This window comes from Rahnella sp. 2050, assembly GCF_040544515.1.
Taxonomy (GTDB): domain Bacteria; phylum Pseudomonadota; class Gammaproteobacteria; order Enterobacterales; family Enterobacteriaceae; genus Rahnella; species Rahnella aceris.
On sequence record NZ_JBEPKE010000002.1, the window covers coordinates 1,085,934 to 1,100,062 of the forward strand.

Below are 14,129 nucleotides of genomic sequence, written 5' to 3' on the forward strand. Positions count from 1 at the left end.
TTGATTTAACCGGTTACGCCTCTGGCGACCGCTTTTTATACCCGTTTGGGTTTTGCTCGTTTTTTTAGTCAACATGAGGAATCTCTATGCACAAGCACCGTAACAGGGGCAAGGGATCGGCTTACCTGAAACCTGCCATGTATTCTCTCGCCGGCACCTTACTGGGTGGCGGAATGATGTTTTCACAAGAGACCAAAGCAGCCGGTTTTATTGATGATTCCACACTGACCGGCGGTGTGTACTACTGGCAGCGTGAACGTGACCGCAAGGACATGGATCCGGCGAGTGACCACTACAAAGACTATACAACCAACCTTTCGCATTCTACCGCTAACCTGAACCTCGATTTTTCTTCCGGCTATGCCTGGGACATGTTTGGTATTGATATCGCAGCCTTTACGGCGATTGAAATGGCCGAGAGCAGCGAGAGCGGCCATCCCAACGAAATCGCCTTTTCCAACAGCAACCGCGCCTACGACGAAGATTACTCCGGGGATAAAAGTGGGGTCAGTCTTTATAAGGCAGCCGGTAAATTCAAATACGGCGGATTCTGGGGGCACGCAGGGTATATTCAGCCTACCGGACAGACGCTGATCGCACCGCACTGGAGCTTTATGCCGGGTACGTATCGCGGTGCGGAAGCCGGTTATAAACACGATTTCGGTGACCCGGGTGAACTGAGTTTCTCCTATATGTGGGCTGATGAATATAAATCGCCGTGGCATCTGGAAATGGATGATTTCCGCCAGAATGACAAGAAAACCGGCGTTTCTTATATTCATTCGCTCGGTGCGAAATATGATTTTAAAAATGACTTCGTACTGGAAGGCGCATTTGGCCAGGCTGAAAGTTATGTCGATCAGTACTTTGCTAAAGCCTCGTACAAAATGGATCTGCTGGGCAATCCGCTGACCACCAGCTATCAGTTCTATGGTGCAGAAGACCGCATCAGTGACAAGAATGATCCGAACAGTCTGTATGACGGTCTGGCATGGTTGCAGGCACTGACCTTTGGCTATACCACCGGGCAGTTTAACTGGCGTCTGGAAGGGACGATGGTGAAAGCGGAAGGGAATCAGGGCTACTTCCTGCAGCGCATGACCCCGACTTATTCTTCCTCAAACGGCCGTCTTGATGTGTGGTGGGACAACCGCTCGGACTTCAACGCCAATGGTGAAAAAGCCGTGTATGCCGGCGTGCTTTATGATCTGGCGAAATGGGACCTGCCGGGGTTCGCGGTCGGTGGTTCGTACGTCTATGCGTGGGATGCCAAACCGAGCACCAACGCCGCTTATGACCAGAGCCAGCGTCTGAAAGAAAGCGCATGGAGCCTGGATGCGCTGTACACCATTCAGGAAGGGCGCGCCAAAGGGACGTTGTTCAAACTGCATTACACCCAGTACGACAACCATTCGGACATACCGAGCTGGGGCGGCGGTTACGGCAACATTTTCCAGGATGAAAAAGACGTGAAATTCATCGTTATCGCTCCATTTACTATTTTCTGAGGTCGCTATGTCGATGAATAAATTACTGATGATCATGGTTTCGGCTGTTTTGCTGGCCGGTTGTGCACCCACCGCCGATCAGGCACAAATATCCCAAACGCGGGAAGATTACCGTGCCTGTATCAATACGTCAGAAGGCAATCCGGACAAACTGGCATCCTGCGAGGTGTTACTGAATAAACTGAAACAGGAAAAAGCCCACCAGCAATTTGCAGAACAGGAGACGGTGCGCGTGGTGGATTATCAGCGATGTCTGACGGCGCGTAAAACTGGCGACGGTCAGGCATATGCTGCTGATTGCGGGAAAATCTGGCAGGAAATAAAAACGAACAATTCACCTAAGCCGTGAATCTCAGCAGCGAAACATACCCCGGCTTGCCGGGGTTTTTTATGCCTGCTATCCGGGCTCAATCTGCGTCGATATCAGACATAAAAAAACCGCTTTTCAGCGGTTAATTTAGTCAAAGCCTGTGCAGATTACTGCGCAGGTTTATCGTTGTGCAAAGAGTCATCTTCGCGGCAATCGCCTGCTTCACAGTGGCCGTACAGATACAGGCTGTGGTTGGTGAGCTTGATACCGTGTTTCTTAGCAATCTCACGCTGACGACCTTCAATATATTCGTCACGGAATTCGATCACACGACCGCAATCCAGACAGATCAGGTGGTCGTGGTGATGTTGCTGGGTCAGTTCGAATACGGACTTGCCGCCTTCGAAGTTATGACGGGTGACAATACCGGCGTCGTCAAACTGGTTCAGAACGCGGTAAACCGTCGCCAGGCCAATTTCTTCACCCATATCAATCAGTTGCTTGTAAAGATCTTCCGCACTAACGTGATGACCTTCCGGCGCTTGCAGCACTTCCAGGATTTTGAGGCGCGGAAGCGTGACTTTTAAGCCGGCTTTCTTCAGTGCGGTGTTGTTGTCAGTCATGCGGATTCAGTCCTGTTACTATGTGCTAATCAAGTTGAGGCATGCAGCCTGTGGCATCGGCGGCACAAAATTATTCGTTTAGTCTCTTCGTTTAACGCAATGTGCCAATTCTCGTCAACGACAGCCTGTTAATAAAGATCACAAATTGCCGGTCACATTTGTAATGCAACGACTTGATCAATAGAAAAAACAGAGGAACTCAGTGTACCTTGATACGACCGAAAGTTACAATTTTGTAGCAGTTAAATTGTTAATTTCAGTAATAGTTTGGCCCTTCAATTGTAGAATAAATCCTCAGGGCCAACAGGGTTTTTAGCCAATAATTTCAGAAAGGCTAAGTTCTTCTGTGATCTGTTTCACCCAGGCATCAACACGTTCGCTGGTCAGTTCGGGCTGACGATCTTCGTCAATTGCCAGTCCTATGAAGTGCTTATCATCCGCCAGGCCTTTAGATGCTTCAAAGTGGTAACCTTCGGTAGGCCAATGTCCGACAATCACTGCGCCGCGTGGCTCAATGATATCGCGCACGGTGCCCAGCGCATCGCAGAAATATTCGGCGTAGTCTTCCTGGTCACCGCAACCAAACAGTGCCACCAGCTTACCTTCGAAATCTATCTCTTCCAGCGTTGGGAAAAAGTCGTCCCAGTCACACTGCGCTTCACCGTAATACCAGGTTGGAATGCCGATAAGCAAAATATCGAATTTTTCCAGATCCTCTTTGCTGCTCTTCGCAATGTCATGCACCTCTGCAACATCTTTACCCAATTGCTTCTGGATCATTTTTGCGATGTTTTCGGTGTTACCTGTATCGGATCCAAAGAAGATACCTACAACGGCCATAAGATTACCTAACCTCTTGTTCTCAATGAAGTGCTCTGCAACGCAGGCAATAATAATGCAGATGATAGCAAACTCGTGCGGCGGAGAATATGCTTCTGCTCGCCTTCTTAACTGGGAAATAAGTTTATCGGGCAATATTTTTAAGTGTTATCGCCTTTGTGTGCTTTCACCTGCGGCGAATTAACCTCAGGGTTAATGAGGTCAAAAGCAAGTTTGAGAAATAAGTCGTCACAATACTAAATTTCGAGAACATTCCGCCGATAGATGATTCGGGAGCAATCTCAACATAATAAAGAAATCGATGCCCGGAGAGGTGTTCAAACATGTCCTGGGGCACTTGCCTGCTGGTTACCTGTCTTGATTCTCCGCATCCCCGTCAATCCTCAGGCCAGAAACAGACATGTTTCGAGAGAGGCATATCGTGCAGTTTTTAAAAAATATCACCATCAGGGCCGCTTTATTAACCATTCTTGGCATCTTTTGCGTCATGTGGGCAGGTGTTTCCCTTTACACCGTCACCTCACTGGACACACTGACCCAAAATACCAAAAATAGTACCGAGCTGGTCAACAATATGGCGCTGATCAATAAAGGAAATGATCAGTATTTTCGTACCGTGACGCGCCTGAGCCGCGCCGTGGCACAGCTTCAGGCCGATCCGTCAAAAGGTCCGGAAATTTTTGATACCGCCAAACAATCACTCAGCGGGCTGACGCAGGCTCTGGCCAGTTTTAAAGCGGCACCGCATCCGGGGCTGGAAGATTCCTCCGTGCAGGAATTAATCACCAGTTGGGAAAATCTGATCACGCAGGGCGTCACGCCATTGTTCGACGCAGCCCGCAGCAAAAATACGGAGTCCTATAACCAGCTAGCCAATTCCACCGTACCTGCACTGAGCCGCAGCTTTGGCTCATCGATGGAGAAAGTCAGCGGTCAGATCGCTGTCGATTTTGATGCGGCACAACGGCAATCCACCCATCTGACGTCATTTAGCAAAGTGATTCTGCTGACGGCATTTGGTATCGGGCTGGTGATTTTATTGCTGACTGACCGTTATCTGGTGATGGCGCTGGTGAAGCCGCTGGATAAAATCCGCGGTCACTTCGCGGTGATCGCCAGCGGCGATCTGACGTTTTATCTGGAAGAATTCGGTAAAAACTGCGCCGGTAAGCTGATTCCGTTGCTGAACGAGATGCAGTTGAGCCTGGTCAATACCGTTCAGACCATCCGCAACTGCACCAATCACATCTATCAGGGCGCGTCAGAAATTTCAGCCGGGAACAACGATTTGTCTTCCCGTACGGAAGAACAGGCGTCGGCGCTGGAAGAAACCGCTGCCAGCATGGAAGAACTGACGGCTACCGTTAAACACAATGCCGATAACGCGCATCACGCCAGCCAGCTGGTGATGGAGGCTTCCACCACCGCGCAGAAGGGCGGCAACATCGTGGCAGACGTGGTCAGCACCATGAAAGATATCTCCGGCAGCTCGAAGAAAATTGCTGAAATCACTTCTGTGATTAACAGCATCGCTTTCCAGACCAACATTCTGGCGCTGAATGCTGCCGTCGAAGCGGCACGTGCGGGCGAGCAGGGGCGCGGTTTTGCAGTGGTTGCCAGCGAAGTGCGCAATCTTGCACAACGCAGTGCGCAGGCGGCGAAAGAAATCGAGCAGCTTATCAGCGAATCGGTTTCCCGCGTCGACAGCGGTTCGAAATTGGTTGAAAACGCCGGTCAGACGATGAATGAAGTGGTGCGCTCAATTACGCATGTCACTGACATCATGGCGGAAATCGCCTCTGCATCCGATGAGCAAAGCAAAGGAATCAGTCAGGTGGCGGTTGCCGTCACAGAAATGGACAGCGTCACACAGCAGAACGCCGCGCTGGTAGAACAGGCGTCGCAGGCTGCGGTATCACTGGAAGAGCAGGCTTCATTGCTGAACAATGCCGTTGCTACGTTCAAACTTAAAGATAGCGTGACGAGCGTCGGTTCACGTCCGGCGAAGTCAATTTCCGCACCGTTATTGCGTCCGGATACCAGCATGCTTTCGGCGAAAAGTGCTGAAAACTGGGAAACGTTCTGAGCAGGAAGACGTGAATTAATATGGAATAAGTAAGAAAAAACAAACGGGTAGCCTGAGAGGGTTACCCGCTTTTCAATCAGCCTTCATGACCGTTAAGATGCGACAGCAGCATCTCTTCAATCAATTCGCTACGACTGATATTGCGTTCTTCTGCCAGCTTATTGAGCATATCAACAGCATCGGCATTCATTTTCAGCTCCACACGACGCAGGCCGCTCGCTTTATCGCGGCGTAACTGGTTGCGCTTATTGATCCTGAGCTGTTCATCACGGGATAGCGGATTTGTTTTTGGACGCCCCGGACGACGGTCATCTGCGAACAGATCAATCGTCGTGCGATCCAGTTGTTCTTTTGCCATAGGTAGCGGTACAACCAGGGAAGTTTTTACATCGGAAAACCGCAAGCCGGTTCCTGACGAGCGTTTCACACATTTCGGGCTAAGAAACCCTGACCCAATTCACCTCCCGCGACTCACTGTGAGTAAACGGGGCGGCAAAATTATAGCGCGCAATCATACACTGGCGCACCAGGGGTTCACAACGCCTGATTGCCCTGATTTCATGATAACTTCTTAAGTTGTGCAGACTTTTTGCACAATTTATCCCCAGGATGTTAAACCTCAGGCCGCATCGATGAAACGGTGCACCGCGCGCAGTACTGCATCGGGTTTTTCCGCGTGCACCCAATGACCGGCTCCCGCCACCACATGCGCTTTGGCCTGCGGAAATTGTCGGGCAATCGCGTCGCGATATTCATCCTGCACATACGGCGATAGCCCGCCACGGATAAACAGCGCCGGGTGATCCCACGGAGGCACGTCTTCCCAGCCGGTAATAGTTTCGTATTCACTGAGCAGCACCGGCACGTTAAAGCGCCATTCTCCCTGCTGGAATGATTTGAGCAGGAACTGGATCACGCCGTCTTCCTTTATATACGTGCGCATACATTCGGTAGCGGAGGTACGGTCGCGGAGTCCTGCCTCGGTCACGGCATTAATCGCCGCAAAAATCTCATCATGGCGACGCACGTGATAATCCACCGGCGCGACATCAATGGCGATCAACTTTTCGATACGGTCGGGGATCAGTGCCGTCAACGCCATCGCCGCTTTCCCACCCATTGAATGGCCGATCACAATGACTTTTTGGAAACCAACAGCATCCAGCGTTTCCACTAAATCCTGCGCCATGGTGGCGTAAGACATTTCATCAGAACGTCCTGACTGGCCGTGATTACGCAAATCCACCTGTAACACGTTATGCTGTTGTCTCAGGTCCCGGGCCAGAATGCCCAGATTATCAAGGGTGCCGAACAATCCGTGGATGAGCAAAACCGGCAGTGCAGTGCTGCCAGCGACTTCAGATTCTTGCAGGCGATAATGTAATTTCATAGAGAAGTTCATACAGATAAACAATCTCATTAGGTTATCATGACTTGCGGATAATTTTTTAAAACAGAAAGTTTCTGCCAGATGCCTGAGCGGGATTTGACTACCAGGAGCAGAACGGGCCGGAGCCTGCATGCAGCAAAATCGGGAAGTTGTCTGGATTTTACTTCGCGGCGCAATTCCTCTGTTTGTTACTGCGTAGAAATTTGTATAATCCTTTCGAATGAATTAAGTAGAAAAACAGTACTGGATAAAGATGAAAACTATTGAGGTTGACGAAGAACTCTACCGCTACATTGCCAGCCACACGCAAGCAATCGGTGAAAGTGCGTCTGATATTTTACGCCGTATGTTGAAGTTTACTGCCGGTCAGACCGCTCCTGCCGTACCAGTGACCACTTCTGTTATCGCCGGAACTGTCGCGCAGGAAAAACCTGCCGCCGCCGCCGCACCGACGTCGCGTGATAAAGTCCGCGCCGTTCGTGAACTGTTGCTGTCCGACGAATACGCAGAACAGACTAAAGCGGTTAACCGTTTTATGCTGATCCTCTCGACCTTGTATACCCTGAACCCTAAAGAATTTGCGACGGCGACCGACTCTCTGACCGGGCGCACGCGGACTTACTTTGCCGGTGACCAGCAAACCTTGCTGCAAAACGGCATTCATACCAAGCCTAAACACGTTCCCGGAACGCCGTATTGGGTTATTACGAATACCAACACAGGTCGCAAACGCAGCATGATTGAACACATCATGCAGCTCATGCAGTTCCCGACGGAACTGACTGACAAAGTTTGCGGCACCCTTTAATTTCAGCGTAAGGGAGAAGCGCCAGTGGCTAATCACCCCCGTGCAGGGCAACCTGCTCAGCAAAGCGATTTGATCAATGTGGCGCAGTTAACGTCACAGTACTACGTTCTGCAACCGGATCCGGCAAACACGGCGCATGCTGTGAAATTCGGCACGTCCGGCCATCGCGGTAGCGCGTTGCGTCACAGCTTTAATGAAGCGCATATTCTGGCGATTGCTCAGGCGATTGCCGAAGTGCGTAAAGAGCAGGGCACCACCGGGCCATGCTACGTGGGTAAAGACACGCACGCGTTGTCTGAACCGGCGTTTATTTCCGTGCTGGAAGTGCTGACCGCCAATGGCGTTGATGTCATTGTTCAGGAAAACAACGGGTTTACGCCGACACCGGCTGTGTCTCACGCCATTCTGACGCATAACCGCAACGGCGGCGCGCTGGCGGATGGCATCGTCATCACGCCTTCGCACAACCCACCGGAAGATGGCGGCATCAAATATAACCCGACCAACGGCGGTCCGGCGGATACCAACCTGACCTCCGTGATTGAGAAACGTGCTAACGCATTGCTGGCCGCGAAGCTGACAGGTGTGAAACGTCAGTCTCTGGATCTGGCGTGGAAAAGTGGTCATCTGGCAGCGAAAGATTTGGTTCAGCCGTTTATCGTAGGGCTGACCGACATCGTTGATATGGCTGCGATTCAGAAAGCGGGTCTGAAACTGGGGGTGGATCCCCTCGGCGGTTCCGGTATCGAATACTGGAAACGCATCGCGGAGCATTACAAACTGGATCTGACGCTGGTGAACGATGAAGTCGATCAGACTTTCCGTTTCATGCATCTCGACCACGACGGCGTGATCCGTATGGACTGCTCGTCCGAATCCGCAATGGCGGGTCTGCTGGCGCTGCGCGATAAATTCGATCTGGCCTTTGCTAATGATCCTGACTATGACCGTCATGGTATCGTGACGCCTGCGGGTCTGATGAACCCGAACCATTATCTGGCGGTGGCGATTCAGTATCTGTTCCAGCACCGTCCGCAGTGGGGCAAAGACGTTGCCGTCGGTAAAACGCTGGTCTCAAGTGCGATGATCGACCGCGTGGTGGAAGATTTGGGCCGTAAACTGGTGGAAGTGCCGGTTGGTTTCAAATGGTTCGTTGATGGTTTGTTTGACGGCAGCTTCGGTTTTGGTGGCGAAGAAAGTGCAGGGGCTTCTTTCCTGCGTTTCGACGGCACGCCGTGGTCTACCGACAAAGACGGCATCATCATGTGCCTGCTGGCGGCGGAAATTACTGCCGTTACCGGTAAGAACCCGCAGGAACATTACAATGAGCTGGCTGCCCGCTTTGGCGCACCAAGCTACAACCGTATTCAGGCACCTGCGACTCATGCGCAGAAAGCCGCGTTGTCTAAACTTTCTCCTGAACAGGTGAAAGCCGACACGCTGGCCGGTGACCCGATCACCGCCCGTCTGACCAACGCACCGGGCAACGGCGCGTCCATCGGCGGCCTGAAAGTGATGACCAAAAACGGCTGGTTCGCGGCTCGTCCGTCCGGTACAGAAGAAGCTTACAAGATTTATTGTGAAAGCTTCCTCGGTGCTGAACACCGTGAGCAAATCGAGAAAGAAGCGGTAGAAATCGTCAGCAAAGTGCTTGCCGACGCTAAATAAGCCGTTCTCTGCTTCTCATCAAAGGCGCTGATTATTCAGCGCTTTTTTTTGTCCATTTTTTGCCGGAAGTTCAGACATCAAAAAGAGTTATCTAAATGCGTTTTTCGGCTTGCCAGTTTCTGAAAACCGATCTAGTTTAGATATATCGAAATAATTCGATATATCTAAATGGGACATAAATTATGTTTAGCAAAATGTTTGAAGGTCGCCATCGCGGTCACGGTAGCCGGGAAGAAGGGCATCGCGGCCATTGCCGTCATGAATCAGAACGCAGTGATCACAGTGAGCGTCACATGTTACGCCGTGATGGTCGTCATCGTGGGGAAGACAGGGGTGAGGAAGGGCGTGAACATCGCGGGCGTGGCGATGGTCGTCGGGGTGGTCGTGGCGAGCGCGGTGTACATCGTCTGTTCGAACACGGTGATTTACGCCGCGTCCTGCTGGCGCTGGTGGCGAAAAAACCGAGCCATGGTTATGAGTTGATCAAAGCGATTGAAGAGGCATCGTCAGGTCTTTACGTACCAAGCCCTGGCGTGATTTATCCGACGCTGACGCTGCTGGAAGAGCAGGATTTCCTCGAGCCTGTCGCCACCGGTAATGGCCGGAAAAGTTATCAGATCACCGAAGCCGGTAAAGTGGAACTGGCGCAACATCAGGCGGTGGTTGATGTGATTTTTGCCCGTCTGGCTGGCGCGCAGCGTCCGCGTGAAAACAACCTGGCAGAGGGCATTCATGAGTCGATGCACCGCCTGAGGCATGCACTGCGCGGTAACATGATGCGTGCGGATTTAACGCCGGAACAGGTGGTGCGGGTGAGTGCGATTTTGCAGCAGGCTGCAGAAAGTCTGGAAGCCGAATTTGCCGAAACCAAACCGCAGACTGACGAACCTAAGGCATAAAGCGATAGCCCACGCCGGTTTCGGTCAGTAAATGACGTGGCCGGGTGGCGTCGGCTTCCAGTTTCTGGCGCAAATGCCCCATGTAGATGCGCAGATAATGGCTGTGTTCGACGTAATTCGGGCCCCACACGTGGCTCAGTAACTGACGCTGAGTAATGACTTTGCCGCTGTTCGCCAGCAGTTCGGCCAGCAGACGAAACTCAATCGGCGTCAGATGACAGTCATCACCGTTACGCTGTACGCGCCGGTTGATCAAATCTACCGTCACATCAGAAAACGTCACCAGCGGGCTTTCCTGCGCGCTGCCCGTATGGCGGCGCAGGGCCACACGAACCCGCGCCAGCAGTTCACCCACGCCAAACGGCTTGGTGAGAAAATCATCGGCACCGGCATCCAGCGCGGCAATTTTGTCTTCCTCACGGGTGCGTGCCGACAGCACAATAATCGGGATGGCGCTCCAGTGGCGCAAATCACGAATATACGTCAGGCCGTCACCGTCTGGTAAACCGAGGTCGAGAATAACCAGATCCGGTTTACGCGTGCCGGCCTCAATCAGCCCGCGTTGCAGCGTTTCACTTTCAAATACCCGCAGGCCTTCCGCCTCCAGTGCCGTACGCACAAAGCGGCGGATCTCTTTTTCGTCTTCAACAATTAAAATATTTATCGGGGATGCGCTCACGATACCTCGTCGATGTCTGATTCCATGTCACTTTCCATCTCCGGCGATGCCTCGAGCGGCAGCCTGAAACGAAAACGCGCACCGCCGTTCGGGCCATTTTCCGCCCAGATCCGTCCGTCGTGCACCTCAATAATGGCACGACAAATCGCTAATCCCAACCCCACACCCGGAATGGCGGATTCTTTATTACCGCGGGCGAATTTTTCGAAAATGGTGTGCTCGGCGCCAGCCGGAATACCAGGGCCGTTATCCCAGACTTCCATCTCCAGCCATTCATCCAGCGGCGTGGCTTTAATGCCAATTGTCGCACCGGTTCCGGCATATTTATGGGCATTTTCCAGCAAATTGATCAGCACCCGTTCAATCAGGCTGGCATCGCAGTTAACCAACACCATTTCCTTCGGCAAATCAATTTCGATGTTGTCGTGCGCCAGTACGGGTTCGAGCATCCGCAATGCGCTGCCGGTGATTTCTTCCACTGACTGCCACTCTTTGCGCAAATTAAATCCGCCGGACTGAATGCGCGCCATATCCAGCAGATTATTCACCAGCCGCGTGGTGCTCAGCACCTGCTGGCGGATCTGGCTGGCCTGCGGTGCGTGCTTCGAGCCCTCCGACGCCAGATCCAGCGTAAGGATTTCCGCCTGCCCGAAAAGCACCGTCAGTGGGGTACGTAAATCGTGGGAAAGCGCTGAAAGCAGCGAGTTGCGCAATTGTTCGCGTTCGGTTTCCAGCCGTGCCGTTTCCGCGCGGGCAGCCAGATGCAGACGTTCAAGCGCATTGGCAATCAGCACGGTAAAGGTCTGCAACAGACGCTGCTGTTCAGGCACTAACAACTGACGGATATTCGGCGGTTCGACCGCCAGCAGGCCGCGTGATTCGCCGGATGCAATCAGCGGCAGAAGCTGGTACGGCACGCCAGGCAGGGTATCCGTGCCCGCACCGGCTGGCAGTTTTTTGTCGAAACTCCAGCGGGCGATAGCGTCATCCACCACAATCGAGGTGATTTCACCCGCAGGCTGCGCCAGTTCACCGTTCTCCTGCGGCAGCAAAATGGCGGTTTTGGCATTCAGACTGGAAGAAATAAAGTGGCGGCTGGTCTGCGCGATGGCTTCCGGCGTCAGCGACTGGCTCAGCCCTTTGGACATTTCATACAGATGCTGCGCACGCTTTTCACGGTGACGGGCGATACGCGCCTGATAACGCACCCCTGCTGTCAGGTTCCCGATCAGTATGCCGACAGTCAGCATCACGCCGAAAGTCACCAGATATTGCGCGTCAGTCACCGCCAGCGAGCCACGGGGTTGCACGAAAAACAGATCAAAGCTGATGACGTTAATCACCGCCGCCAGCACCGACGGCCAGCGGCCATAAAACAGCGCGACAATCACCACGCCGAGCAGATACACCATCACCAGATTGGCCTGATCGAACGTCGGCACCAGCCATTGCGACATCACGGTGATCACCGCGCACAGCGCCACGGCCAGTGCACAGCCCCACAACTGGCGACTGAAGCGATCAGCAAACGTGCGCGAGTCCTGCTCTTTGCGCAGGGGCGTGACCGGTGCATCTTCCAGCCCGACGACGATTAAATCGAGGTCGGGCGCGATTTCCGCCAGCTTATCAGCAAAACTGGCGCTGAATTTCCAGCGCTTTTCACGGCGTCTGCCGGTCATGATTTTGCCCAAACGATGTTCGCGGGCGTAACGCAAAATCGCCTGTTCCTCCTGCGGATCGGAGAGCGTGGCAGTTTCTGCCCCCAGTTCCTGCGCCAGTTTCAGGGAACGCAAAATGGCGCGACGCTGACCTTCAGGTAAACGGTGCAGACGCGGGGTTTCGACATACACCGCGTGCCAGACGCAACCGAGGCGCGCTGCCAGGCGCGAGGCGACGCGGACTAATTTCTCATTGCCGCCACCGTGACCGATACACAGCAACAGCGCATCGCGGGTATGCCAGACACGGCTGATGCCCTGATCATCGCGGTATTCGCGCATCTGATCGTCCACCCGGTCGGCGGTACGACGCAGGGACAGCTCGCGCAGGGCAATCAGATTGCCTTTGCGGAAGAAGTGTTCGATGGCGCGTTCGGCCTGACCGGGAATATAAACTTTGCCTTCTTTCAGGCGCTGACGCAGGGAGTCGGGGGGTAAATCCACCAGCACGACTTCGCTGGCGCCATCAAACAGACGGTCGGGAACCGTTTCACGAATAATGATGCCGGTGACGCCGCTGACCACATCGTTCAGGCTTTCCAGATGCTGAACGTTCACGGTGGTAAATACGTCGATACCGGCATCGAGTAACTCTTCGACATCCTGCCAGCGTTTCGGATGGCGCGAACCGGCAGCATTACTGTGCGCCAGTTCGTCCATCAGGATCAGGGCAGGGCGGCGGGCCAGCGCAGCGTCGAGGTCAAACTCCTGCACCTGACGTCCGCGGTGTTGAATGCGTTTCGGCGGTAACAGAGAAAGCCCCGGCAACAGCGCCTGTGTTTCCTGCCTGCCGTGGGTTTCCACCACGCCAACCAGCACGTCGAGGCCGGTGGCGCGCAGGCGCTGCGCCTCCTGCAACATGGCAAAAGTTTTACCGACGCCCGCGCAGGCACCGAAAAAGACTTTCAGTTGCCCGCGTGGCTTCTCGTTGGCGAGCGCCAGCAGGCTGTCGGGATCGGGGCGATCTTCTGTCATATTATCCTGTGAGGTTGGTTAATGGGTTTTCAGTTCATCCAGCGCCTGATTCAGGCCGAGCACATTAACGACGTCGGGGCCAAGGTAACCAATCAGCGGTGATGATGTATTATCATCAATCAATTTATTCACTTGCGCCAGTGGCAGCCCGCGTGCGGCAGCAATGCGCGGAGCCTGCCATTGTGCCGCTTCCACTGAAATCTGCGGATCCAGTCCGCTGCCGCTGCTGGTCACCAGATCCACCGGCACCGTTGCCGGGCTTTGCGGATTGGCTTTGCGCAGCGCTGCCACGTGGTCTTTCACTGCCTGATCCAGCGCCGGGTTACTGGCCGCCAGATTACTCCCTGCCGACGCCATCGGGTTATACGGCGAATCGGAGGTGACGGACGGCCGGCCCCAGAAGTAATCATTGCGGGTAAAATTCTGCCCGATCAGTTCTGAGCCAATCACTTTATTGCCGCTGTCTTTAATCAGCGAACCCATCGCCTGCGGGCGAAATACCAGCTCTGAAACGCCGGTGGTCAGCAGTGGATAAACGACGCCGGTTGCCAGCGTCAGCAGAACTGTCATCACCAGAGCCGGACGCACATAGGACATTCTTGTAACGGACATAATGGTCTTCCTT

The 14,129-nt window shown here is 53.3% G+C and carries 13 protein-coding genes; 6 read left to right on the plus strand and 7 right to left on the minus strand.

Features of this window, described 5'->3' with window-relative positions:
- Positions 1–137 precede the first annotated feature (137 nt).
- Positions 138–1,508 carry a chitoporin ChiP gene (chiP, locus tag ABIC79_RS12280; RefSeq protein ID WP_223509244.1) on the plus strand — a complete coding sequence of 457 codons (1,371 nt, stop codon included), beginning with the start codon at positions 138–140 and terminating at the stop codon, positions 1,506–1,508.
- Between the two features lie 13 nt (positions 1,509–1,521).
- Positions 1,522–1,857: a ChiQ/YbfN family lipoprotein gene (chiQ, locus tag ABIC79_RS12285; RefSeq protein ID WP_015690261.1), complete on the plus strand. Its 336-nt coding sequence runs from the start codon at positions 1,522–1,524 to the stop codon at positions 1,855–1,857.
- A gap of 128 nt (positions 1,858–1,985) precedes the next feature.
- Here the strand turns inward: chiQ and fur are convergent, their stop codons facing one another.
- Both fur and fldA read right to left on the minus strand, forming a co-directional pair.
- Entirely contained in the window at positions 1,986–2,441 is a 456-nt protein-coding gene (fur, locus tag ABIC79_RS12290; RefSeq protein ID WP_013576469.1) for a ferric iron uptake transcriptional regulator, read from the minus strand.
- A 312-nt stretch (positions 2,442–2,753) separates the two neighbouring features.
- Positions 2,754–3,281: a flavodoxin FldA gene (gene fldA / locus ABIC79_RS12295; RefSeq protein ID WP_013576468.1), complete on the minus strand. Its 528-nt coding sequence runs from the start codon at positions 3,279–3,281 to the stop codon at positions 2,754–2,756.
- Between the two features lie 421 nt (positions 3,282–3,702).
- Here fldA and ABIC79_RS12300 point away from each other — a divergent pair, with 421 nt between their 5' ends.
- Complete coding sequence (locus tag ABIC79_RS12300) at positions 3,703–5,367, plus strand: methyl-accepting chemotaxis protein (protein WP_037037061.1); 1,665 nt, start codon at positions 3,703–3,705, stop codon at positions 5,365–5,367.
- Between the two features lie 76 nt (positions 5,368–5,443).
- Here the strand turns inward: ABIC79_RS12300 and ybfE are convergent, their stop codons facing one another.
- Positions 5,444–5,725: a LexA regulated protein gene (ybfE, locus tag ABIC79_RS12305; protein ID WP_015690259.1), complete on the minus strand. Its 282-nt coding sequence runs from the start codon at positions 5,723–5,725 to the stop codon at positions 5,444–5,446.
- Between the two features lie 261 nt (positions 5,726–5,986).
- Positions 5,987–6,769: an esterase gene (gene ybfF, locus ABIC79_RS12310; protein WP_119262248.1), complete on the minus strand. Its 783-nt coding sequence runs from the start codon at positions 6,767–6,769 to the stop codon at positions 5,987–5,989.
- Positions 6,770–7,010: 241 nt separating this feature from the next.
- Here ybfF and seqA point away from each other — a divergent pair, with 241 nt between their 5' ends.
- From seqA to ABIC79_RS12325, 3 genes are all read left to right on the plus strand, one after another.
- Positions 7,011–7,565, plus strand: a complete 555-nt coding sequence (seqA, locus tag ABIC79_RS12315; RefSeq protein ID WP_037037064.1) for a replication initiation negative regulator SeqA — start codon at positions 7,011–7,013, stop codon at positions 7,563–7,565.
- A gap of 24 nt (positions 7,566–7,589) precedes the next feature.
- A complete protein-coding gene (pgm, locus tag ABIC79_RS12320) occupies positions 7,590–9,233 on the plus strand; it encodes a phosphoglucomutase (alpha-D-glucose-1,6-bisphosphate-dependent) (protein ID WP_354567252.1) in 1,644 nt (547 codons plus the stop codon).
- Between the two features lie 182 nt (positions 9,234–9,415).
- Positions 9,416–10,132 (plus strand): PadR family transcriptional regulator, encoded by a 717-nt coding sequence (locus ABIC79_RS12325; protein WP_013576462.1) that lies wholly within the window; start codon positions 9,416–9,418, stop codon positions 10,130–10,132.
- Here the strand turns inward: ABIC79_RS12325 and kdpE are convergent.
- The 3 genes from kdpE to kdpC are packed head-to-tail and all read right to left on the minus strand — an operon-like array spanning position 10,122 to position 14,101.
- On the minus strand, positions 10,122–10,811 hold the full coding sequence (gene kdpE / locus ABIC79_RS12330; protein WP_013576461.1) for a two-component system response regulator KdpE: 690 nt from the start codon (positions 10,809–10,811) through the stop codon (positions 10,122–10,124). The two genes, ABIC79_RS12325 and kdpE, sit on opposite strands and share 11 nt — an antisense overlap.
- The gene (gene kdpD / locus ABIC79_RS12335) at positions 10,808–13,504 is read right to left on the minus strand and encodes a two-component system sensor histidine kinase KdpD (RefSeq protein WP_037037073.1); all 2,697 of its coding nucleotides are present in this window, start codon (positions 13,502–13,504) and stop codon (positions 10,808–10,810) included. Before kdpD ends, kdpE begins: the two co-directional genes overlap by 4 nt.
- Before the next feature lie 18 nt (positions 13,505–13,522).
- On the minus strand, positions 13,523–14,101 hold the full coding sequence (gene kdpC / locus ABIC79_RS12340; RefSeq protein ID WP_354567420.1) for a potassium-transporting ATPase subunit KdpC: 579 nt from the start codon (positions 14,099–14,101) through the stop codon (positions 13,523–13,525).
- Between the last annotated feature and the right edge of the window lie 28 nt (positions 14,102–14,129).

Excerpts from the sequence above, each read along its gene's own strand:
- chiP (WP_223509244.1), top strand. The coding sequence starts at position 138 with ATGTATTCTCTCGCCGGCACCTTACTGGGTGGCGGAATGATGTTTTCA.
- chiQ (WP_015690261.1), top strand. The coding sequence starts at position 1,522 with ATGAATAAATTACTGATGATCATGGTTTCGGCTGTTTTGCTGGCCGGT.
- fur (WP_013576469.1), bottom strand. The coding sequence starts at position 2,441 with ATGACTGACAACAACACCGCACTGAAGAAAGCCGGCTTAAAAGTCACG.
- fldA (WP_013576468.1), bottom strand. The coding sequence starts at position 3,281 with ATGGCCGTTGTAGGTATCTTCTTTGGATCCGATACAGGTAACACCGAA.
- ybfE (WP_015690259.1), bottom strand. The coding sequence starts at position 5,725 with ATGGCAAAAGAACAACTGGATCGCACGACGATTGATCTGTTCGCAGAT.
- ybfF (WP_119262248.1), bottom strand. The coding sequence starts at position 6,769 with ATGAACTTCTCTATGAAATTACATTATCGCCTGCAAGAATCTGAAGTC.
- seqA (WP_037037064.1), top strand. The coding sequence starts at position 7,011 with ATGAAAACTATTGAGGTTGACGAAGAACTCTACCGCTACATTGCCAGC.
- ABIC79_RS12325 (WP_013576462.1), top strand. The coding sequence starts at position 9,416 with ATGTTTAGCAAAATGTTTGAAGGTCGCCATCGCGGTCACGGTAGCCGG.
- kdpD (WP_037037073.1), bottom strand. The coding sequence starts at position 13,504 with ATGACAGAAGATCGCCCCGATCCCGACAGCCTGCTGGCGCTCGCCAAC.
- kdpC (WP_354567420.1), bottom strand. The coding sequence starts at position 14,101 with ATGTCCTATGTGCGTCCGGCTCTGGTGATGACAGTTCTGCTGACGCTG.